Origin of the sequence: Kitasatospora sp. NPDC001261 (assembly GCF_042896795.1) — a bacterium.
Classification (GTDB): Bacteria; Actinomycetota; Actinomycetes; order Streptomycetales; family Streptomycetaceae; genus Kitasatospora.
On the sequence record NZ_JBIAXP010000024.1, the window covers coordinates 1 to 23,568 of the forward strand.

At 74.1% G+C, this 23,568-nt stretch carries 21 protein-coding genes; 14 read left to right on the plus strand and 7 right to left on the minus strand.

What is annotated here, in order from left to right; translation table 11 throughout:
- Positions 1 to 2,925 (plus strand): M28 family peptidase (locus ACFY4B_RS29045; RefSeq protein ID WP_387972790.1); only part of this gene is annotated, 2,925 nt, incomplete at its 5' end.
- Between the two features lie 110 nt (positions 2,926 to 3,035).
- Here the strand turns inward: ACFY4B_RS29045 and ACFY4B_RS29050 are convergent.
- Entirely contained in the window at positions 3,036 to 4,109 is a 1,074-nt protein-coding gene (locus ACFY4B_RS29050) for a hypothetical protein (RefSeq protein WP_387972793.1), read from the minus strand.
- A gap of 602 nt (positions 4,110 to 4,711) precedes the next feature.
- On the opposite strand from ACFY4B_RS29050, the gene ACFY4B_RS29055 reads away from it, so the two are divergent.
- Positions 4,712 to 5,950 carry a cytochrome P450 gene (locus ACFY4B_RS29055; RefSeq protein WP_387972796.1) on the plus strand — a complete coding sequence of 413 codons (1,239 nt, stop codon included), beginning with the start codon at positions 4,712 to 4,714 and terminating at the stop codon, positions 5,948 to 5,950.
- Here the strand turns inward: ACFY4B_RS29055 and ACFY4B_RS29060 are convergent.
- The gene (locus ACFY4B_RS29060) at positions 5,907 to 6,446 is read right to left on the minus strand and encodes a MerR family transcriptional regulator (RefSeq protein ID WP_375877556.1); all 540 of its coding nucleotides are present in this window, start codon (positions 6,444 to 6,446) and stop codon (positions 5,907 to 5,909) included. The genes ACFY4B_RS29055 and ACFY4B_RS29060 overlap by 44 nt on opposite strands.
- Positions 6,447 to 6,587: 141 nt before the next feature.
- Between ACFY4B_RS29060 and ACFY4B_RS29065 the strand changes: the two genes are divergently transcribed.
- The 3 genes from ACFY4B_RS29065 (at position 6,588) to ACFY4B_RS29075 (ending at position 10,392) form a co-directional block, all read left to right on the plus strand.
- Entirely contained in the window at positions 6,588 to 7,829 is a 1,242-nt protein-coding gene (locus ACFY4B_RS29065; protein ID WP_387972799.1) for a CynX/NimT family MFS transporter, read from the plus strand.
- 75 nt (positions 7,830 to 7,904) lie between these two features.
- Positions 7,905 to 8,411, plus strand: coding sequence for a carboxymuconolactone decarboxylase family protein (locus ACFY4B_RS29070; protein WP_117486856.1), 507 nt, complete (start codon positions 7,905 to 7,907; stop codon positions 8,409 to 8,411).
- Between the two features lie 181 nt (positions 8,412 to 8,592).
- Positions 8,593 to 10,392 (plus strand): penicillin-binding transpeptidase domain-containing protein, encoded by a 1,800-nt coding sequence (locus tag ACFY4B_RS29075; RefSeq protein ID WP_387972802.1) that lies wholly within the window; start codon positions 8,593 to 8,595, stop codon positions 10,390 to 10,392.
- A 162-nt stretch (positions 10,393 to 10,554) separates the two neighbouring features.
- Here ACFY4B_RS29075 and ACFY4B_RS29080 read toward each other — a convergent pair whose 3' ends face one another.
- Together ACFY4B_RS29080 and ACFY4B_RS29085 are read right to left on the minus strand one after the other, a co-directional pair.
- Positions 10,555 to 10,902, minus strand: a complete 348-nt coding sequence (locus ACFY4B_RS29080; RefSeq protein WP_117486858.1) for a hypothetical protein — start codon at positions 10,900 to 10,902, stop codon at positions 10,555 to 10,557.
- A 127-nt stretch (positions 10,903 to 11,029) separates the two neighbouring features.
- Positions 11,030 to 11,515, minus strand: a complete 486-nt coding sequence (locus tag ACFY4B_RS29085; RefSeq protein WP_387972806.1) for a nitroreductase family deazaflavin-dependent oxidoreductase — start codon at positions 11,513 to 11,515, stop codon at positions 11,030 to 11,032.
- A gap of 146 nt (positions 11,516 to 11,661) precedes the next feature.
- Here ACFY4B_RS29085 and ACFY4B_RS29090 point away from each other — a divergent pair, with 146 nt between their 5' ends.
- Complete coding sequence (locus ACFY4B_RS29090; protein ID WP_387972809.1) at positions 11,662 to 12,345, plus strand: TetR/AcrR family transcriptional regulator; 684 nt, start codon at positions 11,662 to 11,664, stop codon at positions 12,343 to 12,345.
- 94 nt (positions 12,346 to 12,439) lie between these two features.
- On the opposite strand, the gene ACFY4B_RS29095 is transcribed toward ACFY4B_RS29090, so the two are convergent.
- Positions 12,440 to 13,672 carry an RNA polymerase sigma factor gene (locus ACFY4B_RS29095; protein ID WP_387972812.1) on the minus strand — a complete coding sequence of 411 codons (1,233 nt, stop codon included), beginning with the start codon at positions 13,670 to 13,672 and terminating at the stop codon, positions 12,440 to 12,442.
- Entirely contained in the window at positions 13,669 to 14,040 is a 372-nt protein-coding gene (locus tag ACFY4B_RS29100; RefSeq protein ID WP_387972815.1) for a YciI family protein, read from the minus strand. The genes ACFY4B_RS29095 and ACFY4B_RS29100 overlap by 4 nt, the downstream gene beginning before the upstream one ends.
- Positions 14,041 to 14,335: 295 nt before the next feature.
- Here ACFY4B_RS29100 and ACFY4B_RS29105 point away from each other — a divergent pair, with 295 nt between their 5' ends.
- Entirely contained in the window at positions 14,336 to 15,238 is a 903-nt protein-coding gene (locus ACFY4B_RS29105) for a UTP--glucose-1-phosphate uridylyltransferase (protein WP_049651410.1), read from the plus strand.
- A gap of 106 nt (positions 15,239 to 15,344) precedes the next feature.
- Here ACFY4B_RS29105 and ACFY4B_RS29110 read toward each other — a convergent pair whose 3' ends face one another.
- A complete protein-coding gene (locus ACFY4B_RS29110) occupies positions 15,345 to 16,574 on the minus strand; it encodes an FAD-dependent monooxygenase (RefSeq protein ID WP_387972818.1) in 1,230 nt (409 codons plus the stop codon).
- A gap of 168 nt (positions 16,575 to 16,742) precedes the next feature.
- Between ACFY4B_RS29110 and ACFY4B_RS29115 the strand changes: the two genes are divergently transcribed.
- From ACFY4B_RS29115 to ACFY4B_RS29145, 7 genes are all read left to right on the plus strand, one after another.
- The gene (locus ACFY4B_RS29115) at positions 16,743 to 17,768 is read left to right on the plus strand and encodes a hypothetical protein (RefSeq protein ID WP_387972821.1); all 1,026 of its coding nucleotides are present in this window, start codon (positions 16,743 to 16,745) and stop codon (positions 17,766 to 17,768) included.
- A gap of 226 nt (positions 17,769 to 17,994) precedes the next feature.
- Complete coding sequence (locus tag ACFY4B_RS29120; RefSeq protein WP_074005969.1) at positions 17,995 to 18,330, plus strand: hypothetical protein; 336 nt, start codon at positions 17,995 to 17,997, stop codon at positions 18,328 to 18,330.
- Positions 18,331 to 18,499: 169 nt separating this feature from the next.
- Positions 18,500 to 20,077, plus strand: a complete 1,578-nt coding sequence (locus ACFY4B_RS29125; RefSeq protein WP_117486863.1) for a peptidoglycan-binding protein — start codon at positions 18,500 to 18,502, stop codon at positions 20,075 to 20,077.
- Between the two features lie 5 nt (positions 20,078 to 20,082).
- Positions 20,083 to 20,562, plus strand: a complete 480-nt coding sequence (locus ACFY4B_RS29130; protein WP_181970493.1) for a protease inhibitor I42 family protein — start codon at positions 20,083 to 20,085, stop codon at positions 20,560 to 20,562.
- On the plus strand, positions 20,559 to 20,954 hold the full coding sequence (locus ACFY4B_RS29135) for a hypothetical protein (protein ID WP_074005972.1): 396 nt from the start codon (positions 20,559 to 20,561) through the stop codon (positions 20,952 to 20,954). Before ACFY4B_RS29130 ends, ACFY4B_RS29135 begins: the two co-directional genes overlap by 4 nt.
- A gap of 176 nt (positions 20,955 to 21,130) precedes the next feature.
- Positions 21,131 to 21,973 carry a glycerophosphodiester phosphodiesterase gene (locus tag ACFY4B_RS29140; protein ID WP_074005973.1) on the plus strand — a complete coding sequence of 281 codons (843 nt, stop codon included), beginning with the start codon at positions 21,131 to 21,133 and terminating at the stop codon, positions 21,971 to 21,973.
- Between the two features lie 98 nt (positions 21,974 to 22,071).
- On the plus strand, positions 22,072 to 23,424 hold the full coding sequence (locus ACFY4B_RS29145) for an MFS transporter (RefSeq protein WP_387973070.1): 1,353 nt from the start codon (positions 22,072 to 22,074) through the stop codon (positions 23,422 to 23,424).
- Positions 23,425 to 23,568: the final 144 nt, after the last annotated feature.

Sequence of the window (23,568 nt, forward strand, 5' to 3'; positions counted from 1 at the left end):
CTGCCCGTGGTCGGCGGCGACGCGGTCGTCCTCGCCGACGCCCAGGGCAAGGTCCGCGCCCTGCAGTCCGCCGCCACCGGCCCCGTCGGCGGCTCGACCACCCCACAGGTCAGCGCGGCGGACGCGGAGAAGACCGCCCGGACGAAACTGGCCACCGTGGACTCGGCGGACTCCCCCCGCCTGGTCGTCCGGGTCAAGGACGGCACCGGCCGGCTCGCCTGGGAGACCGTCCTCAAGGGCCGCACCGCGTCGGCGCCCAGCACCCTGCACGTCTTCGTGGACGCGGCCACCGGCGAGGTGCTCGACAGCTACGACGACGTCCGTGCGGGCACCATCAACAGCAAGTGGAACGGCCCCGCGCCCGTCACCATCAGCACCACCAACTCCGGCGGCTCCTACTCGCTGCGCGACCCGAACCGGCCCGGCCTGTCCTGCTCCGACTACAGCACCGGCCAGGTCTTCTCCAAGTCCAGCGACTCCTGGGGCACCGGCAGCGCCTCCAGCAAGGAGACCGGCTGCGGCGACGCGATGTTCGCGGCCCAGAAGGAATGGGACATGCTCCGCGACTGGCTCGGTCGCAACGGGCACAACGGCAACGGCGGCAGCTGGCCGGTCAAGGTCGGCCTCAACGACGTCAACGCCTACTGGGACGGCAGCACGATATCCATCGGCCACAGCCAGGCCAACGAGTGGATCGCGGCGATCGACGTGGTCGGCCACGAGTTCGGCCACGGCATCGACCAGTACACCCCCGGCGGCGCCAACAACGAGTCCGGCCTGGGCGAGGCCACCGGCGACATCATGGGCGCGCTGACCGAGTCGTACGCCAACGAGCCCGCCCCGTACGACTCCCCGGACTACACCGTCGGCGAGATGATCAACCTGGTCGGCCAGGGGCCGATCCGCAACATGTACAACCCCTCGCTCGTCAACAACGACCCGAACTGCTACTCGGCGTCGATCCCGCAGACCGAGGAACACGCGGCGGCCGGCCCGCTGAACCACTGGTTCTACCTGCTGGCCGAGGGCTCCAACCCGGGCGGCGGCAAGCCCACCAGCCCCACCTGCAACAACTCCTCCGTCACCGGCATCGGCATCAAGGACGCCGGCCGGGTCTTCTACGGCGGCATGCTGCTCAAGACCAGCGGCATGACCTACAAGCGCTACCGCACCGCCACGCTGACCGCCGCCAAGAGCCTCGACGCCACCTGCGCCTTCTTCAACCGCACCAAGGCCGCCTGGGACGCCGTCAGCGTCCCCGCCCAGAGCGGCGACCCGACCTGCACGCCGTCCGGCAACAACGACTTCTCGCTGTCGCTCGGCCCGGCGTCCGGCTCCGTCCAGCCCGGCGCCTCGACCTCGTCGACGGTGAGCACCGCCGTCACCTCCGGCACCGCGCAGACCGTCGGCCTCACCGCCTCCGGCCTCCCGGCGGGCGTCACCGCGAGCTTCAACCCCTCGTCGGTGCAGGCCGGTTCCTCCTCCACCCTGACCCTGTCCGCCTCCGCGGCGGCCGTGGCCGGGACCTACCAGATCACCGTCACCGGCACCGCCGGCGCCACCACCCACACCGCCCAGTACGGCCTGACGGTCGGCGGCGGGGGCAACCCCGGCGGGCCCGCGCCCGACATCGACGTCGCCAAGGTCCAGGCCCACCTGTCCCAGCTGAACACCATCGCCAACCAGAACGGCGGCCACCGCCGGGCGGGCAGCGCCGGGCACAGCCAGTCGATCGCGTACATCAAGGCCAAGCTGCAGGCGGCCGGCTACAACGTCACCGAGCAGACCTGCACCTCCTGCAGCTACCAGTCCAACAACCTGATCGCCGACTGGCCCGGCGGCCCGTCCGACCAGGTCACCATGTTCGGCGCCCACCTGGACAGCGTCTCGGCCGGCCCCGGCATCAACGACAACGGCTCCGGCTCGGCCGTCCTGCTGGAGAACGCGCTCGTGCTCGCCCAGCAGAACCCCAGCCTGACCCGGCACGTCCGGTTCGGCTGGTGGACCGGTGAGGAGCAGGGCCTCCAGGGCTCGCAGTCCTACGTCGGCCAGCTGAGCTCCGCCCAGCGCTCCGCGATCAAGGCGTACTACAACTTCGACATGGTCGGCTCGCCCAACGCCGGCTACTTCATCAACAACATCAACTCCGCGGCGTCGGCCCCGATGAAGGCCTACTGGGACTCGCTGAACCTCAAGCCGGAGGAGAACGTCGAGGGCCAGGGCCGCTCGGACGACTACTCCTTCCAGCAGGCCGGCATCCCGACCTCGGGCTACGCGGCCGGCGCCGATGCCACCAAGACCTCGGCGCAGGCGGCCAAGTGGGGCGGCACAGCGGGCCGTTCCTACGACTCCTGCTACCACTCGTCCTGCGACACCACCAGCAACGTCGACGCGACGGTGCTGAACCGCAACGCCGACGGCGTGGCGTACACCATCTGGAAGACCTCGGTCGGCGGCACCGCGCCCGCCAACGACTTCTCCCTCTCGGTGAACCCGACCACCGCCACCGTCAAGCCCGGTGACACCACCACGGCGACGGTCGCCACCTCGACCACCTCCGGCTCGGCCCAGACGGTCAACCTGACCGCCTCGGGCGCCCCGGCCGGCGTGACCGTCTCCTTCAACCCGTCCTCGGTGCAGTCCGGCGGCTCGGCGACGCTCACCGTCGCCACCGCCGCCTCGACCGCCACCGGCACCTACACCATCACCCTGACCGGGACCGGCTCGGCCACCCACAGCACCAGCTTCTCCCTGGTGGTGGGCAACGACTCGCCGAACCCGGGTGGCACCTGGACGCCCGGCACCACCTACCAGGCGGGCGACGTGGTGACCTACAACGGGGTCAGCTACCGCTGCCTCCAGGGCCACACCGCCCAGGTCGGCTGGGAGCCGCCGATCGTCCCGGCGCTCTGGCAGGCCGTGTGACCGGGGCGCGCTGACGCCCGGTGAAGCCGCTGCGCCGCGGTCCGTCGAGGGGGACGGACCGCGGCGCAGCCGTGCGCGGAGCGGGGGTGCGCCGAGCCCGCGCGGCGGCCTCAGCCGGGATGGAAGGCGACCCGGACGGTGGCGTCGAAGGGGAGGATCAGCCCGTTGCCGGTCTCCCAGGTCCAGGTCCGCGGGACCAGGAACATCCGGCCGCCGGAGAGGGCCAGCAGCCGCAGCCCCTCGTAGCGGTAGCGGAAGCGCGCGCCCTGGTCCACGTCCGGCAGCGCCGTCTCCCGCACCCCGGGCCACCCCAGGTGGAGGCGTTCGGGGGTGTCCAGGACGACCGCCGGGCGCCGGTAGAGGTGGTGGGCGAGGTCCTCGGCGTCGGCCGTCCCCTTCTGCTGGGCGTAGTCGCCGACCGCCCAGTACGAGCAGAGCACGATGATCGCCACGCTGACGCCCAGCGCCTCCCGCTCCCCGGTCAGCGGGTACGGTGCGCCGGTGCCGCGCACGTACATCATCCGGGCCAGGACCGCGAGCAGCAGCGCGCCGCCGATCAGCAGCGGGGTGCCCAGCGGGCCGGCGTCGAACACCTCGAAGCCGGCCAGGAGGCCGAGCACCAGCAGCGGGACGACCAGTGCGGCGACCGCCCAACAGGCCCGGCGCACCGTCCGGGCGCCGGCCCCGCGCTTCCCGGCCGCCCTGGTCGCGAGGTGGTAGCCCAGCGCGCCGACCAGCGCCCCGCACAGGGCGACCCCGGCCGGGAGGTAGAGCGCGGGGGAACTGCGGATCAGCAGGTCCTGGGTGGCGAAGCCGATCGTGCCGGCGTCGATGCCGAAGAAGGCGTAGAGCGAACTGGTGTAGGCGTAGCCGAAGAAGAGGAGCAGCGCGGTGAGGAGGGTGGTCGGGGCGATCCAGGTGGCGAGCCTGGTGAGCCAGTCGGCCCAGGAGCGCGGCTGCGGCTGCCGCTGCCCGTCCGGGGGTTCCTCCTCGGCAGGTCTCAGGGGGTGCTCCCGGCGCCGCTGGACGGGCTCGACCCGTAACTCGGGGTCGCGCCGTTGCCGGTGGTCGCCCCGTCGTCGGGGCTGACGACGACCACCGAGCCCGCGGCCTCGATCCGCTTGGAGGAGTCGTCGGCCGTCACCGTGAGGCAGACGGTCCGGTCCTTGGTCCCGGGCTTCCACTGCGGGAGCCGGAAATCGACCAGCTCGGTCTTGCCGTCGGTCACTTGCACCTGCTGCGACGCGGGGGTGGCGTACGACGTGCTGCCGCACTCGGCGACCTTGCTGATCACGGCCGTGAAACTGGTCTTCGACGGGAAGGACAGGGTGATCCGGGCCCTGTTGTCGATGCCCTGGACGCTCGCCGAGGGCTCGCCCGCGGTCCGGAACCCGCCCTGGTCCCCCTCGTCCTTGGTCCGCTGGTCGTCCGGCAGGCCCGAGCCGCTGCTCTGGCCGTTCCGGGTGGCGCCGGCCGACCCGGATCCGCCACCGCCGCCGCACGCCGCGAGGACCGGGACGAGCAGGGCGGCCGCCAGCCACCGGCCCGCCGGGCTGGTCCCGCCGCTTCCGAAGTGCCGGGTCCCAGGCATGCGTTCTCCCATCCGCGCGGCGAGCAGGGACCGGTCGGCCCCGCCGCACCGTACCCGTGCGGGTACGGCCGGTCGGGCCGCCGCGCCGCCCCCGGCCGGGTCGGCCAGCCGTTCGGCGCAGCCGGACGGGCCGCTCGCTGGCATAGAGTCGGACCGCAACCGACGAACCGTCAGCAGAGCGGAAGGACACGACCTGTGAGCACCGAGACCCGTCCGGTACCGGAGCTGGCCGCGGAGGTCGTCGAGCGGTGGCGGGCCGAGGAGGCCGAGCTCGTCGACCTGCTGGCCCGGACCCAGCGCGGTGTCGGCGGCGTCGCCGCCTTCCGGCTCGGCCCGGCACCGACCGTCCTGGTCACCGACCCGGCCGCCGTGCAGCACGTCCTGGGCCACCACCCGGACCGGTACGTCAAGCGCTCGCACCGCGCCCGGATGCTGGTCGGGGACGGCGTGCTGTCCGCCACCGGCGACCCCTGGAAGCGCCAACGGCGGGTGCTGCAGGCGCAGTTCACCGGCACCGGGATGCGCCGCTACGAGCGGCGGATCGCCGAGGCGGCGCGCCGCACCGCCGAGCGCTGGGAGGGCTACCGGCGCAACGGGGAGGCCTTCGACGTCGGCGAGGAGATGCGCGGCTTCGCCCTGGACACCGTCTGGCGGGCGCTCACCGGGCTGCCACTGGACGACCGGACGGACCGCGAACTCCGGTCGGTGGAACGGGTGGTGGCCGCGATGCCGACTCTGCCCACCAACGCGGCGGACGCCCGGGACGCGGTCGCCGAGGACCTCGCCCGGATCGACGCGGTGGCACACGCGGCGATCGACGCGGCGCGCTCGGCCGGCCCGACCGAGGAGCCCGGCGTGCTCCGGGTGCTGCTCGACGCGGGCGAGCAGGACCCCGGGTACACCGACCGGTTGATCCGCGACGAGCTGGTCACCCTGCTCGTCGCCGGCCACGAGACCACGGCCACCACGCTCACCTGGCTCTTCCTGCTGCTCGACCGCCACCCCGAGGCCCGGACGGCCGATCCGCAGGCGCTGGTGAGCGAGACGCTGCGGCTCTACCCCTCCGCCTGGCTGCTCCCCCGGCACGCCGTCGAGGACGACGTCATCGCCGGGCACCGCATCGCCGCCGGGACGGACGTGCTGGTCTGCCCGTACCTCACCCACCGCGACCCGGCGCTCTGGCCGGACCCGGAACGCTTCGACCCCGCCCGCTTCGCCCACGGCGCGGACCGCCCCGGGCAGCTCGGCGCCTACTTCCCGTTCGGCCTCGGCGCCCGCGCCTGCCTGGGCACCCGGTTCGCGCTGCGCGAGACCACGGCGCTGCTGGAACTCCTGCTGCCGATGGGACCGTTGACGTTCCGCTCGCGGCCGACGGGGGCGGCGTACAGCATCACCGTACGGCCGGACGGGCCGACGCCGGCGGTGCTGGGCTGAGGCCTTCCTGCGGTGTGGCGCTGCCCGACCGCGGGTGCTCCGACCGCGGGCCGTCCGGCCGGGCGGGCAGGAAGCCGTCGGCGAGCTCCTCGCCGGCCAGGGCGGCGTCGACCCGGGCACTGATGTGGGCCCGGGTGGTCGGGCAGTCGAGCGGGCGGTCCCGACTGCACAGCAGCATGTGGGTGAGGACGGCCGCGGCGTGCTCCAGCCGGCGGGCGCGCTCGAGCATCCCGTCCCGCTGGGCGTGCAGCAGCGCCGTGCGGTCGGCCGCCCGCTCGCTGGCCAGGACGGCGGCGGTCCCGCTGACCGGGATCATCCCGTCCACGTGCCAGAGCTGGACCAGGGCGAGGCGCTCCAGCGACTCCCGGTCGTAGTAGCGGACCCGGCCGCGGCGGGCGGCGGGGGCGATCAGGCCGCACTCCTCGTAGTAGCGCAGGGCGGGCACCGAGAGGCCGAAGGCCGCCGAGACCTCGGTGATCGAGTGGAGCTCCGCCATCCGCCGCCGCCTCCTTCGGGGTTGCGCCCAGGCCGAGTTGGGCTCGGCCGGGTGCGCCGGGACCGGGTTGCGCTCAAGCGCGCTTGAGCGAGAACGCTTAGGCAAGCCTAACCTCCCATCGAAGCGAAGGGCTTGCTCCCCATGCCGCTCACCGACCCGACGGCCACCACCGCGTCGGCCACTGCGACCGCCACCGCACCCGCCCCCTCCCGCACCCCACGGGCCGCCGGGGCCCTGCTCGTCCTCGGTTTCGTCCTGCTCAGCCTCAACACCCGGGTCGCGTTCGGGCAGATCGGGCCGCTCGCGCCGGTCGCCGGCTGGGGCCCGGGCACCGTGACCCTGCTCGCCCTCCTGCCGCCGCTGTGCATGGGCCTGTTCGCCCCGCTCGGCGCCCTGGCCCGGCGGCGGCTCGGCGAGGAGCGCGGGCTGTTCTGGGCGAGCGTGCTGCTGCTGGCCGGGGCGGTGCTGCGGACGGCGGGCCTGCCCGGGCTGTACGCGGGCACGGTGCTGGTGGGCGTCGCGGTGGCGGTGGTGAACGTGCTGATCCCGGTGTTCGTCCGGGCCCGCTTCGCGCCCCGGCGGATCGGCACCATGACGGGCGTCTACGCGCTGTCCATGGGCGCCGGTTCGGCGGTCGTCGCCGCGCTGGTCGCGCCGGTCGCGGGCACCTGGTCCTGGCAGGCCGCGATCGCGATCGCCGTCGTCCCGGCGGCCCTGGCGGCGGCCGGCCTGGCGCCGCAGCTGCGGGTCGCGCGGACGCCGGCCGGGCCCGTCGCACCCGCGGGGCGCCGCCGGGTCGGGCGGACGGCGCTCGCCTGGAGCCTGACGGCCTTCTTCGGCGTCCAGACCCTGGTCTTCTACGCGACGCTGGCCTGGCTGCCCACCGTCCTGGTCGACGCGGGCCTGAGCCGGACCGCCGCCGGCACCGACCAGGCCGTGCTGATCCTCGGCCTCGCCGTCGGCGGCTTCCTCGCCCCGACCCTGGCCGCCGCCCGGAGCGACCAGCGGCCGCACATCCTGGGCGTGGCGGCCGTCTGCGTCCTCGGCCTGCTCGGCCTGGTGCTCGCCCCGGCCGGCGGGGCGCCGGTCTGGGCCGCCGTCCTCGGCATCGGCATGGGCGGCGGACAGGCGCTCGCCGCCGTCCTGTTCGCCCGTCGGGGCACCGACCCGGACCACGTCGCCGCGCTCTCCACCATGGCCCAGACCTGGGGCTACCTGCTCGCCGCCACCGGCCCCGCGCTCGCCTCCGCGCTCCACACCGCGAGCGGGTCCTGGGCGGCGCCGCTGCTCGCGATGGCCGGTCTGGTGGCCGTCGGCTGCGTCCTCGGGCTGCGGGCGGGCCGCGCTGTCACAAAGCCGCGCCGCGATCCGTCGGACCGGTGAGCGGGTGGCCGCACGGTCCAACCGGTCGAGCGGTCACCCGCTCATCCGCTCATCCGCGAGAAGAGGAACACCACGATGAACGCCCGTCCGATCACCGCCGAGGTCCCGCTGCGCCCGCGCATGGCCCAGGACCCGGTGCAGCTCGTCCCCGAGCTCGCCGAGGTCTCGGCCGCACTGTTCAAGGCCACCGGCAACCGGTCCGTCCCCCGCAGCACCATCAGCCTGGTCCAGCTGCGGGCCGGCCAGATCGCCGGCAGCACCTACCTGACCGTCCTGCACACCGGCTTCCTCCGCAGGGCCGGCGAGTCGGAGGAGCGGATCGCCTCGGTGGCCGGCTGGCCGGACTCCCCCTGGTTCACCGCCCCGGAGCGCGCCGCGCTCGCCCTGGTCGAGGCCGTCCTCCAGCCCAACCCGCACGGCGAGCGGGTGTCGGACGCGCTGTACGCCGAGGTCGCCGGGCACTACGACGACACGGCCCTGACCACGCTCATGCTCGCCATCGGCCAGGTCAACTTCTTCACCGCCATCGCCCTGGTCGCCAAGCCCGTGCCCGGCCGCTCCTTCACCGACCCCTGGGCCTGACCGGCCCCTACGGCCCGCCCGGCCGATCGCCGGGCGGGCCGTCCCGCTGTCGACCGATCACCCGTCCCGGCATAGGCTGGTCCGCGCCCGAACGGACCTTCGTCCGGTCATCGGGCCGGCGGGCCGACATGCCGGAGGGGGCGTGCCCGCCACCACGGAGGATCGCAGGGGGGACGGAAGCATGTTCGAGGAGCACAGGGACAACCGGCACGACGAGCACGCCGGGCACGCCGGGCACGAGCAGGACGGCCGACTCGCCGATGTCGAGATCGAGTACGACCAGTACGACGATCTGGACGACCTCGACGGGCATGACGGGCACGACGACGGGGCCCCGCGCAGCTCGACCACGCGCCGGGTCGTGATGGTCGCCGCCGGCGGGGTGTTCGCCGCCCTGCTGGCGGTCGGCGGCTACGGCGCCTACAACGTGCTGAACGCCGTGACGGACAACGGCCCGGCCGGTGGCGGCCACCAGGGCGCCGGCACCGTGGCGAAGGCCCCGCAGGAGCCGCCGACCGCCGAGCAGGCCGAGTCGACGGCCAAGGAGTTCCTGGCGGCCTGGAGCCGCGGCGACATCCCGGCCGCCGCCGGCCTGACGGACCGGCCGGAGACCGCCCGCGCCGCACTGGCCACGTTCCACGAGCAGGTGGGCGCCCGCTCGCTCGCCCTGACCGGGACGGGCCCCGCGAAGGCCGACGGCCCGAGCGAGCCGGCCCTCGGCTTCCGGGTGAAGGCGGAGTTCGAGGGCACCCCGGACGCCTGGGAGTACGACAGCGTGCTGAGCGTCGTCCGGTCCCAGGACGGGCGGCCCGTGGTGCGCTGGAAGCCGTCCGTGATCCACCCCCAGCTCACCCCGGGCCGGACCATCGGGGTGCAGGAGACGCCCAACCCGGTGTCCAAGCCCACCGACCGCAAGGGCCGACCGCTCGACACCTTCCCGTCGCTGCGCGCCGTCCTCCCCCAGATCGCCCCGCCGGACGGCGCGGCCGCCACCACCGGACGGGCCGTGGTGCTCTCGGGCGGCGGCGAGTCGGAGCCGCTGTTCGTGCTGACGCCGCCGAGCGCCCCGGTGGTCAAGCTGACCCTGGACGCCGACCTCCAGCAGGTGGCCGAGGACGCCGTCAAGCAGCAGGCGGCGAACGGCAATCCGGCCTCGCTGGTGGCCGTCCAGCCGAGCACCGGCCACATCCTGGCGATCGCCAACGCCCCGCAGGGCGGCTTCAACCGCGCGCTCGCGGGCGGCCAGGCACCCGGCTCGACGATGAAGGTGATCACCTCGGCCGCGCTGCTGGAGGCGGGCGTGCGCCCGGACACCGTGGTGCCGTGCAAGGAGACCACCTACTCCCCGCGCGCCTGGCACAACGACGAGAGCGGCGACTTCCCGTCCTACACGCTCGCGGACGACTTCGCCCGCTCCTGCAACACCGGCTTCATCGACAAGGGCCTGGAGAAGCTCCAGCCCGGCACCCTCGGCACGGTGGCCCGCGACCAGTTCGGCCTCGGCCTGGAGTGGCACATCGGCGTCCCGAGCCGGGACGCCACCATCCCGACGCCCGGGAACAAGGACGAGGCCGCGGCCGCGTACATCGGCCAGGGCCGAATCCAGGTCAACTCGCTGGTGATGGCCTCGGTCGCCGCCACCGTGCAGAACGGGACGTTCCGCCAGCCCGTGCTGCGCGAGGACGCCAAGCGCGTGACGGCGCCGAGCAGGCTCCCCGCCGACGTCGCCCGGGACCTGCGCGCCATGATGGCCAAGACCGCCACCCAGGGCACCGCCCGTACCCCGATGGCCGGCCTGTCCGGCCAGATCGGCGCCAAGACCGGCACCGTCGAGGCCGGCGGCCAGGCCACCAACAGCTGGTTCATCGCCTACCGCGGCGACCTCGCCGTCGCCGCCGAGGTCGAGGGCGGCGGGCACGGCTTCAGCGCGGCGGGCGTGGCCGCGGCCCAGGTGCTGAAGGCGGGCGGCGGAAAGGGCTGAGGCCCGGTCCGGCGCGCACCGCCCGCGCGCCGCGACCGCACCGCCCGCGCACCGCACCGCACCGCACCGCCCCGTACCGTCCCGCCCGCGGACGCGCCTCGGCGCGTGCGCGGGCGGGGTGTCACAGGGCGGGCAACGGGGTGCTCAGGCGGGAGCGGGACCTCAGGCGGGGCCCTCGCCGTGGATCAGGCGGAGGTTCGGCATTCCGGGGAACGGCGGGGTGTGCTCCGCCTCCCGCTCGGCGTTCAGGTCGGCCAGCATCCGGACGCCCCTCGCCCGGAACTCGGCCTTGCGTTCCTCGTCGGCCTCCTCCTCGCCCGGGTAGAGGACGATGTGGACGGCCCCCTCCTCGCCGTCCCAGGTGTAGCTGCGGTACGGCGGGATCTCGATCCCGTCGATCGTCTCGATCCCGTCGACGATCTCGTATCCGTCGATCGTCATGATCTCGTCGGTCTTCTCGGGTCCGTCGGCCTTCTCGGGTTCGTCCGTCGCTTCGGGCTCGTCCCTCATGGGGAACCTCCGGTGGTTGTCCTCGGCTGGTCTGCCGCCGTGGACAACGATTCGGGAGCAAGAAGGGCCCGGTGACTCACCGTAGTTCCTCCCTTCCGGTACGAACGCCCCCGTCCGGCAGGGGTGTTCAGCTGCCCGTGATGCGGAAGACCGGGTAGCCGGGGGCGACCCGGAGCAGGTCCTCGGCCGGGGCGTCCGGGCCGATCCCCTCGAAGAACGGGGCGACCTGCCAGTTCCAGCGGCGCAGGTAGGCGCGGAGCACCTCGGGCTTGTCGGCGTCCGGGAGTTCGGTGGCACGGAAGGCCTCGGTGCGGCGGCCGACCCGGAGTTCGCCGGTGCCGGCCGCCCGGAGGTTGCGGACCCACTGGGTGTGGCCGCGCGGTGCGACCAGGTAGCGCTCGCCCTCGTGGGTGAGGATGTTGACGGGGGTGGTGCGCCACTCGCCGCTCGTGCGGCCGCGGACGGCCAGCACCCGGGAGCCCCAGAGGCTGATCCCGGCCTTGGCGAAGGCGGCGACCATGCCGTTGAGCAGCTTGCCGGCGGCGATGCCCAGGCGGGTGGTGGGCGCCTGGAGGCGGGTGGTGGAGCTGGGCAGGTGCTCGGCGCGGGACATCGCGACTCCTCGGTTCCGTGAATACCGCTTCTCTTCGAGAGCACTGCTCTCGCTTCGACGTCTTCAGCATGGCACCGGCGGATGAAAGAAACAAGAGCAGTGCTCTCGCTTGTGTGCGGCGCTCCGAAATGTGGCAGTCTGTCCCCATGCCAGCGATCCGGACCGCCCGCGAACGGGCCCGCGAGGAACTCACCCGCGAGATCAAGCAGGAGGCCCGCCGCCAACTCGCCTCGATGGGCGCCCAGCAGCTGTCGCTGCGCGCCGTCGCCCGCGAGCTGGGCATGGCCTCCTCCGCGCTGTACCGCTACTTCGCCAGCCGCGACGAGCTGCTGACCGCGCTGATCATCGACGCCTACAACGAACTCGGCGCGGCCGCGGAGGGCGCCCTCGCCACCGCCGGGGCGGCCGCGCCGCGCGAGCGCTGGCGGGCGCTGTGGACGGCCACCCGCGACTGGGCCCGGGCCAACCCGCACGAGTTCTCGCTGCTCTACGGCACCCCGGTGCCGGGCTACGCGGCGCCCCGCACCACCGTCCAACCCGCCACCCGGCTGCCGTTCGCCCTGATCGGCGTGGTCCGCGACGCCAGGCTGCGGCCCACCCAGCCCGTCCCGCCGCCGCGCGGCGCGCTGGCCGGGCAACTGACCCGGATCGTCACGGAGTTCGGCCTCGACCTGCCGCCGCACGTCCTCGCCCGGACCATCGGCGCCTGGGTGCAGCTGGTCGGCCTGATCGGCTTCGAGCTCCACGGCCAGCTGGTCGGCTCGTTGGACCCGGCGGACGACTTCTTCGCCTGGACCACCGAGCAGACGGCCGACGCGATAGGGCTCTGACCCGGGCCCCGGGCCCCACGAAGCGGCGCGGCCGGGCGGCCCGACCGGACGCGGCTCAGCAGGCCCGATCAGCAGGCCCGATCAGCGGGCCGGCTCAACCGGCCGGCCGCACCCGGCCCGCCCGGGTCTCCAGGTACCGGCGCTCCGCGAGGCTCGCGGTGGCCCGGGCGGCGCGCCGGTAGTGCTCGTACGCCCCCGCCGTGTCGCCGGCCCGCTCCAGCAGGTGCGCCCGGACGGAGAGCAGCCGGTGGTGGCCGGCCATCCGGGCGTCCGCGTCCAGCGCGGCGAGGAGTGCCAGGCCGGCCTCCGGGCCCTCGGTCTCGGCGAGGGCGATCGCCCGGTTGAGGGTGACCATCGGGTTGGGTGCGATCCGCTCCAGGATCAGGTACAGGGCGTGCACCTGCCGCCAGTCGGTGTCCTCGGCTCGGGCCGCGTCGGCGTGGGTGGCGGCGATCGCGGCCTGGAGCCGGTACGGGCCGAGCTCCGGCCCGGCCAGCGCTGCCTTGACCAGCGCCGTTCCCTCCCCGATCAGGTCGCGGTCCCACCGGGTGCGGTCCTGTTCGGCCAGCGGGACCAGGTCGCCGGTGGCCGTCGTCCGGGTCGCGCGGCGGGCGTGGGTCAGCAGCATCAGCGCGAGCAGCCCGGCGACCTCCCCGTCCTCGGGCAGCTGCGCGCGCACCGCCCGGGTCAGCCGGATCGCCTCGCGGGCGAGGTCGAGGCGGTGCAACTCGCCGCCGGAGGTGGCGGTGTAGCCCTCGTTGAAGATCAGGTAGAGCACGTGCAGGACCACCCGCAGCCGCTCCTCGCGCTCCTCCGCCGACAGGGCCCGCCCGGGCTGCTCGAACGAGCCGCCGGCGGCCCTGATCCGCTGCTTGGCCCTGCTGATCCGGGCCGCCATCGTCGCCTCCGGCACCAGGAACGCGCGGGCGATCTCGGCCGTGGTCAGTCCGCCGACCGCCCGCAGCGTCAGGGCGGTCCGGGACGCCGCGGTCAGCGCCGGGTGGCAGCACAGGAACAGCAGGAGCAGCGTGTCGTCGGTGTCCGGCACCTCTTCCGGGACCACCTCGGCGGCCGCCGTCGCCCACTCCCGCTCGCGCCGCGCGCGGTCGCCGCGCAGCTGGTCGATCAGCCGCCGCGAGGCGACCGTCACCAGCCAGCCGCGCGGGTTGTCCGGCACCCCCTCGGACGGCCACTGCACGGTGGCGGCGAGGACGGCCTCCTGCACCGCGTCCTCGCACCCCTCGAAGCGGCCGTACCGTCGTACCAACGCGCCGAGGACCTGCGGCGTGAGCCCACGCAGCAGGTCCTCGAAGTCCGGTTCCGTCATGCCTCCAAGTGTCCGTCGGAGAACATCACCTGCCGCACCTCGACGCCCAGCCCCTCGATCGCGGCGTCCGGGATGCGGCCGGCCAGTTCGACCGCGCGTTCCTTGTCCTCGCAGTCGACCAGGTAGAAGCCGCCCAGGAACTCCTTGGCCTCCAGGAACGGTCCGTCGGTCACCACCGGCTGCCCGTTGCGGACGGTCACCACGGCGGCCTGCGACGGATCGACCAGCGCCTGGGTGAGGACCAGCTCGCCGGACTCCTTGAGCTCCTCGATGAACCGGCCGTGCCCGGCGCCGATCGCCCCCTTCTCCTCGTCGGTCAGCGCGTCCAGCACCGCCGGGTTCAGGTGCAGGCTGATCAGGAACTTCATCTCGTCCTCCTCGGGTTCGCGGGCCCCGGCGGGGCCGCCCTCGACCGGTGGTCGGAGCGGGCGACGCCGTCTTGACGTCCCCCGGCGGACAAATCTCCCACGAATCCCCTCGCACCTCCCGCGCCCCACCGGTCACCGGCCGCTCGCGGGCGGCGGGCGCAGCCGGACGGCCGCCGGGGGGCCAACTTCCGTACGGCAGCCGTCCACTCAACGTGCCGCCGGTCCTTGATAGCGTCGGCCGTGACGCCGCGTCACCAAGGCGTCGCACCACCGACGAAACGAGAGAGCGTCTCACATGGCCCCCAGGACGATCCGCCGAGCCGTCATCCCCGCCGCCGGGCTCGGCTCCCGCCTCCTGCCGCTGACCAAGGCCACGCCGAAGGAGATGCTGCCGGTCGGCGACAAGCCGGTGATCGAGCACACCGTGCGCGAGCTGGTCGAGAGCGGCATCACCGACATCACCATCGTCGTGAACGGCGACAAGGGGCTGATCCAGGAGCACTTCCGCCCCAACCCCGTCCTGGTCGAGCAGCTGCGCCGGGACGGCAAGGAGGCCTTCGCGGCGGCGGTCGAGGAGGTCGGCGAGCTGTCCCGCAAGGGCCACATCAGCTACCTCTACCAGCACGGCCCGTACGGCAACGGCACCCCGGTGCTCAACGCCGCCCGCCACTTCGGGGACGAGCCCTGCCTGGTGCTCTGGCCCGACGACGTCTTCGTGGCGGAGGTCCCCCGCGCGCAGCAGCTGATCAGGGCGTACGAGCAGACCAACGCGCCGGTGCTCGCGCTGATGCCGATGGCGCCCGAGGACTCCTACCGGTACGGCGTGCCGGTGGTGAAGGAGGACCTCGGCGGCGGCTCGCTGCGGATCAGCGGCCTGGTCGAGAAGCCGAAGCCGGCCGACGCGCCCTCCTCGTACGCGGCGATCGGCGGCTACGTCATCACCCCGGGCATCGTCGACGAGCTGCGCGAACTGACCCTCCGCTGGCACGAGAAGCCCGAGGACGAGGTCTACCTGACCGACGCCATCAACGCCTACGCGGCCCGGCGCGCGGTCTACGGGCAGGTCATCGCCGGCACCTGGTACGACACCGGCAACCCCGCCGCCTACCTGCGCGCCCAGTTCGCGGCCGCGCTCGCCAACCCGGAGTACGGGCCCGAGCTGCGCCGGCTCGCCGCGGAGCTCTCCCCCGCCTTGTAGGACGTCCCGCCCGGACAGCCCGTGGCGGGACGGGTCGTCGGGGCGGGTCGTCGGGGCGGATCGTCGAGGCAGATCGTCGGGGCGGCGAAACCGGCGGTCGGGGCGGTCAGTACGCGGGCAGGTCGAAGTCGAGGGCCGCCCGGAAGGCCGCCTCCAGCTCCGGACCGGGCCCTTCGAGGTTCGCGATGCTGTCGACCCGGGCCCGCCGGTCGCCGGTCAGTTCGAGGATCGCCTGGTTGGCGGCCACGTGGTCGCGCAGCCGCCGCTCGTAGGCGGGGTAGGCCGCGCGGTGGTCGCCGTCGGCCGCGTGCAGCTCGCCCGCCAGGACGTAGGCGGCGGTCAGGGCCACGCTGGTGCCCTGACCGGTGAACGGGGAGCAGCAGTAGCCCGCGTCGCCGAGCAGCACGACTCGGTCCTTGGACCAGCGCTCCATCCGGATCTGGGCGACGACGTCGTAGTGGAAGGCGTCGGTCTCCTCCAGCGCCCGGAGGAAGCGCGGCACCTCCCAGCGCGCGTGGGCGGAGCGCTCGGCCACCAGCCGCCGCTGCCGGGCGGGGTCGCGCGGGAGCATCCGGTCGAGCGGCTCCTCGGTGTCGAGGCCGACGAAGACCCGCAGTTCGCTGTTGTCGCGGACGGTCATCGCCATGCAGAACCAGTTCTGGTCGTCGCCGAGCCGGTGGACGACCTCCCAGCGGTCCAGGCCCAGGTGGTTGGGCACGCTCCAGCCGGCGAGGTAGGTGCCGATGGGGTGCAGGTAGTCCGCTTCGGGGCCGAAGACGAGGCGGCGGGTGTTCGAGTGCAAGCCGTCGGCGCCGACCACCAGGTCGAAGGCCTGCTCGGTGCCGCCGCGGAACCGGACCTCGACGCCCTCCCGGTGCTGCACCAGGGTGTCGATCGAGTCCCCGAAGCGGTACTCGACGCCGGGCCCGGCGGTTCCGGTGCCCCCGACGCCCGCGTCCGCCGCGGCGATCAGCCCGGCGAGTTCGTCGCGCAGGATCTCCACGTCCGGGCCGTCGACCGGCCCGCCGGTGGCCGTCCACTCGGTGGTGCGGCGCAGCTCGCGGCCGTCCGCGTCGACCACGGACATCCCGCGCAGGCCGGTCCGACGGGCCCGGATCTCCTCCAGCAGCCCCATCCGCTCGACCACCGTCAGGGCGGTGCCGCGGACGTCCACGGCCTGCCCGCCGCCGCGCAGCGAGGGGGCCCGCTCCACGACGGTGACCCGGAAGCCGTACCGGTTCAGCCAGTACGCGAGGGCGGTGCCGGCGATCCCGGCGCCGGAGACCAGGACGGAGGTGGTGCGCGGGCCGGAGCCCGGCCAAGTGCTGTTCGACATGGTGTTCCTCCCATGGATTGCTCTGCCTCAACACCACTGTGCGGTCTGCCACTTGCAGGACGCGGACACCGCGCTGTCACCGTCGGCGGGACACCGGCACGGCGCTGACAGCACGGCGCCGGGGACCCCGGTCCCGGGCGCCACCGGCCACTCTCTAGGGTCGACCCCATGCCGAGAACCACACCCCCGCGCCCGCTCGACGTCGAGGCGCTCTTCCCCGAACTGGCGCACCACCGGGGCACCACCACCCGGCTCCATCCGCGCCCCGGACGGCCGGACGCCTCGGCGAGCTCCGTCGGCGGCCCGCTGCTGTGGCCCGCGGACGAGCCCTGGCCGGTCTGCACCGACCCCCACCCGCACGCCCGCGGCCGGCGCCCGGCGGACGTCCACCGTTCCCGGGAGGTCCTGGCCGCCGCCTGGAGCCGCGAGCAGGACCCCGGGCCGACGGACGCGGAACGGCAGCTGCTCAAGGAGCTCGACCGCCGCCACCGCGTCGAAGGCCCGGCCGCGGACGGCCCGTTGCCGCTGGTCGGCCTCGCGCAGTTCTACCGGCGGGACGTCCCCGACCTGCCGCCCGGGCCGGACGGCTGCGACCTGCTCCAGGTCTTCTGGTGCCCCTTCGACGCCCACGGCCCGGGCCGCTGGGAGATGCTGCTCGACCTGCGCTGGCGCCGTTCGTGGGAGGTCGCCGAGGTGCTGGCCACGCCCCCTCGACCGGAGGTCGTCGGCTTCGACGGGTACCTGCCCGAGCCGTGCGTGCTGCATCCCGAGCAGGTGACCACCTACCCGTTCGCCGACCTCCTCCCGGAGGACCTGTGCGCCCGCGTCCGCGCCTGGGAGGAGGCCCGGGAGGCGGCGGCCGAGGAGCACGGGGAGGACGACCCGCCGCTCTACCAGTACGACCTGTCCATCCCGCCCGGCTGGCGCGTCGGCGGCTTCGCCTCCTGGCACAGCACCGACCCGGCACCGATGGACTGCCACGACTGCGCGACCCCGATGCGGCTGCTGCTGACCGTCGACAGCTCGGAGTGGGACGGCGGCAGCGGCAGGTGGCGGCCGCTGGAGGACGAGGCCTCGGCGGACGGCCACGGCGTCGTCATGCCGACCGAGGTCACCGTCGGCCGCTGGGGCCTGCTCAACGTCTTCGCCTGCCCCGCCGACCCCCGCCACCCGCACCGCTGGAGCATCCAGTAGCCGGGGCCGCCGCCCCGCCCGCGGCAGGGTGACGTCCGCGGCCCGTCGCCCGGTGACCGCGGACGGAGCGTCCGTCGCCCGCCGTCACCGGCTTCCGGACGGTGTGTCATGAATTCGCAACAGCCCTCCCACCAGGCGCGATACGAATTGCCCGGGCACCGGAGGGCCCGTAGGGTGCTCGAACGCCGTCGCGTGGACGGCTCGGGGGACGCACGAGGGGTGAACCATGGCGCAGGGGTCGGGGTACGCGATCCAGGCCGGCGGGGCCGAGGGGCAGGCGAAGGCGCTGGACAAGGCGTCCGGGGACGAGGGGACGATCGGAACGGCGATCAGCGACCCGGTCTGCTACAGCGCGGACGTGTTCGGGGGCGAGGACGTCGACCCGGCGTACCGCAACTTCAGCAGCGCCTGGCAGGCGGAGACCGCGACGATCAAGAGCGCGCTGAGCGAGCTGGCCGGCAAGGTGCGGGGCTCCTCGAACGGCTACCAGTCGGCCGACGGCAGCGTGGTGAAGGATCTCGCCTCCGCCTCGCGCAGCGGCGACTACCGGCCCTTCGGCTGAGGCGGGGCCGGCGCGCGCCGGGACACCGGAGCGGACGGCGGCTGACGAGCTGACGTCCGCAAGCCGATGAGCAGCCGTCGAGCGGCCGATGGGCAGCCGACGGAGGACCGCCGGGCAGCGGCGGGGAACGACACCACGGGCAACGGGTACAGGGGGCGAACGGGCCGTCATGGCAGGCGAATCCACCACGCAGCGCTGCAAGGCGCTGACCGACCGGCTGAAGGACGTCCGCGGGGCGGACAACAAGAACGATCTGATCTCCGCGATCAAGGGCGCGCTGGCGGTCCACGCGCCGGTCGGGGACCCGGGCACCATCGAGGCCACCGGCAACCGCTACAAGACCGCGGCCGCCGACTCGACCCAGCTCCACCAGGAGGTTCTGGCGGTCGCCACCTCCGGGCTGCCGGACGTCTGGACCGGTTCGACGGGCGCGAAGGCCGCCGAGGTGGTGGCCGCCGCCGCCCGCGCCGTCGACCAGCAGACCACCGCGCTCTACAACGGCGGGACGGCCCTGCTCGGCCTCGCGGACGCGCTGCGCTCCGCCCAGGGCCAGGACGGCGCCGCGCGGTCCGCGCTCCAGCAGGTACTGAGCGAACTGGGCGGCGAGCAGGGCTGGTTCGACGAGTGGTTCGAGGACGACGAGGACGAGGCGGCGCGCAAGAAGGCGCAGCAGGCCGCCGTGCCCCAGGTCGACGCGATGCTGAGCGCCGCCAAGCACGCCGACGAGGCGGCCCGGGCGGCGGCCCGCGACCTGAACAAGCTGGCCTCCGAGGCCCGGGCGGGGAAGATGAAGACCAACGCCGTCACCGCCGCCGACAAGCTGGTGCTGGCCGAGACCTCCGGTCCGGACGGCCCGACCGAGCTGAACGAGCTGCTGACCGCCAACGACATGAAGCGGTCCGGCGAGTACCTGGACAAGATGAACGACAAGGACCGGGCGGACTTCGAGAAGCTGCTCGCCGACTCCAAGTCCCCCCAGGAGCGCGCCTATCTGATGAAGGCGCTGGCGGCCGGCCACTCCATGGACGAGATCCGCGCCTTCCAGGGCAAGATCCACGGCAAGGACCCGGAGTGGCTCCGGACGCACCTGACGCCCGTCTACACCGAGGACGGGGACACCAGCAGCGGCGGGCAGCAGGAGAACGGCTCCAACCGGAACACGGACCAGGTGACCTTCGACGGCGCCAACTGGAAGCAGGCGGACACCGAGGGCACCTGCGTCGCCTCCTCCACCGTGACCGCCCGGGCGATGGTCGACCCGCTCTACGCGCTGGACCTGACCGGCGGCCCGTCCGGCCAGGAGGACGACCCGGCGGCCTTCCAGCAGCGGCTGCTGGCCGAGCAGCACCGGGTGCACCAGGAGGGCGACGGTGGCGCGAACTGGGACGGCATGGGGGCGGACGGCAAGGAGAAGGTGCTGGAGAAGGAGGTCAGCCCGCACACCGGCGCCGACTTCGACTACAAGCCGATGCCGGACGGCAACGCCCGGCGCGAGCTGCTGCCGGACATCGAGAAGGCGGTCGCCGACGGCAAGCCGGTGCCGGTCGGGGTCGAGGGCTACGACAAGGACGGCAAGCGGTCGGGCCACGCGATGATGATCGTCGGCCAGGAGGGCAACATGCTGCAGATCTACAACCCGTGGGGCACCACCACCTGGGTCAGCGAGGACGACTTCGTCAACGGCCGGATGGCCGGGGCCTCGGACGACCGGCTGCCCACCGCCTACGCCGTCCACCTGCCGAAGTGACCGGCGTGGCAAGGGTGTTCACGGCGGCGTCGGCGCGGAGGCCGACCCGCGGGCCGCTGCGGGCGGTGGCACTGGCGGCCGTCCTGGCGGCCGGGCTGACGGCCTGCGGGCAGGACGGGCCGTCCGGTCCGGACCGCGGCCGGGTGCTCGGCGCGGAGGAGCGCTCGGTCAGCCTCGCCGTCGGCGAGCGCTTCACGATCGCCGTCCGGGACAACTCCTCGGTCGGCGACCGCTGGAGCGTCGCGGCCCCGCAGCCGGACGCCGCGGTCGCGGCCCTGGTCGCGGAGAAGCTCGACCTCCCGGCGGAGTCGAAGACCTCGGACGGCGTCGGCGGCACCCGCTTCTACACCTTCGAGGCCAAGGGCCGCGGGACCACCGCCGTCACCCTCCTCAACTGCTTCCGCAGCTACTGCAACCTCCCCGCACCCAGCGAAGAGAACAGGAACATGGTCGTGCGCAACACCTACCCGGTGACGGTCCGATGAGCCCCGACGACCGCTTCCGCCCCAGGACCGACGAGGAGCTGCGGCAGCTCGACGTCTCCGCCATGCTCCGCTACGGCCTGGCCTTCGCCGGTCCGCACCGGGCCGCGCTGTTCGGCGAGGGCGCCGTCGCGGCGGCGCTGGCCGCCGACGCGCTGGGGGTGCTCCCCCGGTCGCTCGCCTTCCTCGCCGAGGTGGTGCGCAGCGGCGGCGCCCGCTACGCCGCGGACCTCGCCGAGCCGCTGCCCGGGGCGGAGCCGGCCCGGCTCGCCCGCGACTGGCTGGGCTCGGCGGCCACCACCGTCACCAGCGTCGACGGCGACCAGCTGCTCGCCCGGTGGCTGGACGCCGTCGCGGAGATCCTCGGCATGCGCCGGGACGTCCGGGGGGCCTGACGGGGCCAGGCGGGCCCGGCGGGAGGACCTGACGGGGGCCTGACCGGGGATCCGGCCGGGGCCCGGCGGCGCGTTACTGCTTGACAGGGTGCGTCATACTGTAACGCGCTGGTACGCCCGCGGATCCCGACCCCGTCGGACCCGTCGGGCCCTCCCCCCGCAGCTCGGAGCACCGCATGCACCCCTTCCTCGACCACCCCGGGCCGCTCGCCTTCGCCCACCGGGGCGGTGACCTCGGGCGCCCCGAGAACTCGCTCGCCGCCTTCGAGGCCGCCGTCGCGCTCGGGTACCGCTACCTGGAGACGGACGTGCACGCGACCGCCGACGGTGTACTGGTCGCCTTCCACGACACGCACCTCGACCGGGTCACCGACCGCGCCGGGGCGGTGGCGGAGCTGCCCTGGGAGAGCGTCAGGCGGGCCCGGATCGGCGGGACCGAGCCGGTACCGCTGCTGGAGGACCTGCTCGGCGCGTTCCCCGGGGCCCGCTTCAACATCGACGTCAAGGCGGCGCCGGCCGTCGGGCCGCTGGTCGAGGCGATCCGCCGGACCGACGCCTGGGACCGGGTCTGCGTCGGCGGCTTCTCCGACAGCCGGCTGGCCGCCGTCCGCGCCGCCGCCGGGCCCCGGCTGGCGACCTCGCTCGGCCCGCGCGAGGTGGCCCGGCTGCGGCTGCGGTCGCTGGCCGAATCGTTCCTGCCCGGGCGGGCCTCCACACGGTCCGGGGCGCCGTCCGAAGCCCCGTCCGGGGCGCCGTTCGCCGGGCTGTGCGCGCAGGTGCCGGAGCGTCACCGGGGCGTCCGGGTGGTCGACCGGGCCTTCGTCCGCACCGCCCACCGGCTCGGCCTCCAGGTGCACGTCTGGACTGTGGACGATCCCACACGGATCAGGGCTCTCCTGGACCTGGGTGTGGATGGCATCATGGCCGATCGCATCGACGTCCTGCGGGACGTCCTCGGCGAGCGCGGCTGCTGGACGGACGGCAGTACCGGCTCCAGCACGGTGATGGGAACCCCATGAGCACCACGAACTCGGCGACGCACCTGCCGGACGACCCACCGACCGCCCCCGACGCCGACCCGGCCGCCGCCGACGCCGACGCACGCTCCCTGCGCCGGATGCAGTTCGGCTGGTACATCAACGACTGGGCCAACGCCGCCTTCTCGGCCACCGTCCTGACGGTGTTCCTCGGCCCGTACCTGACCACCGTCGCCAAGGACGCCGCCGACGCGGCCGGCAACGTCCACCCGCTCGGCCTGACGATCCGCGCAGGATCGTTCTTCCCGTACACGGTCTCCTTCTCCGTGCTGCTCTCGGTCGCGGTGATGCTGCTGACCGGCACCGTCGCCGACCGCACCGGGCGGCACAAGGAGCTGATGTGCGGCTTCGCGTACGTCGGCTCGCTCGCCACGATGGGGATGTTCTTCCTCGGCGGCGACCGCTACCTGCTCGGCGGCGGGCTGCTGGTGGTCGCCAACATCGCGTACGCGGTCTCGGTCGCGCTGTCCTACGCCTACCTGCCCGGCCTCGCCTCCCCCGACGAGCGCGACAAGGTCTCCTCCAAGGGCTGGGCCTACGGCTACGCGGGCGGCGGACTGCTGCTGATCGCCAACCTGGCGCTGTTCCAGGGCCACGACGCGTTCGGCCTGGACTCCGGCACCGCCGTACGGATCTGCCTCGCCTCGGCCGGCCTGTGGTGGGCGCTGTTCACCATCGTCCCGATGCTGCGGCTGCCCTCCCGGGCCGGCGTGGCCCCCACCGCCCCCGCCGCCCCCGCGGACACCACGGCCACCGCGCCAGGCAAGCCCGGAAAACCCGGCAAGCCCGCCGCCGGCAGCCTGCGCGAACTCGGCCGCACCCTGCGCCGGATGCGCGAGCACCCGCTCACCCTGCTCTACCTCGCGGCCTTCCTCTGCTACAACGACGGCATCCAGACCGTCGTCTCCCAGGCCTCGCTCTACGGCAGCGAGGAACTCGGCATGGAGCAGACCTCGCTGGTCACCGCCGTGCTGCTGGTCCAGGTCGTGGCGATCGGCGGCGCCCTGCTGCTCGGCCGGATCGCCCACCGGTACGGCGCCAAGCGGACCATCCTCGGCTCCCTGGTCGGCTGGGTCGTCACCCTGGCCCTCGGCTACTTCATGCCCGCCCACCAGCCCGCCTGGTTCTACGCCCTGGCCTGCATGATCGGCCTGGTGCTCGGCGGCAGCCAGGCGCTCTCCCGCTCCCTCTTCTCCCACCTCATACCGCCGGGCCGGGAGGCCGAGTACTTCAGCTTCTACAAGGTCAGCGACCGCGGCACCAGCTGGATGGGCCCGCTCGTCTTCGGCCTCGCCTACCAGCTCACCGGCAGCTACCGCTCGGCGATCATCTCGCTGCTGGTCTTCTTCGTCATCGGCTTCGCCGTCCTGCTCAAGGTCCCGGTCCGCCGCGCCATCGAGGCCGTCGGCAACCCGGTCCCCGAGCGCCTCTGACCGCGCGCACGACGGACCGGGCCCGGGGGGGGCCCCCGCCCCCGGGGGGGGGGGGGGCGCCCGGGGGGGGGGCGGGGCCCGGCTGCGGAAGGACGCCCAGAACCAAGACTAGGCGGGGCGGGGGCAACCAAACCACCAAACCCC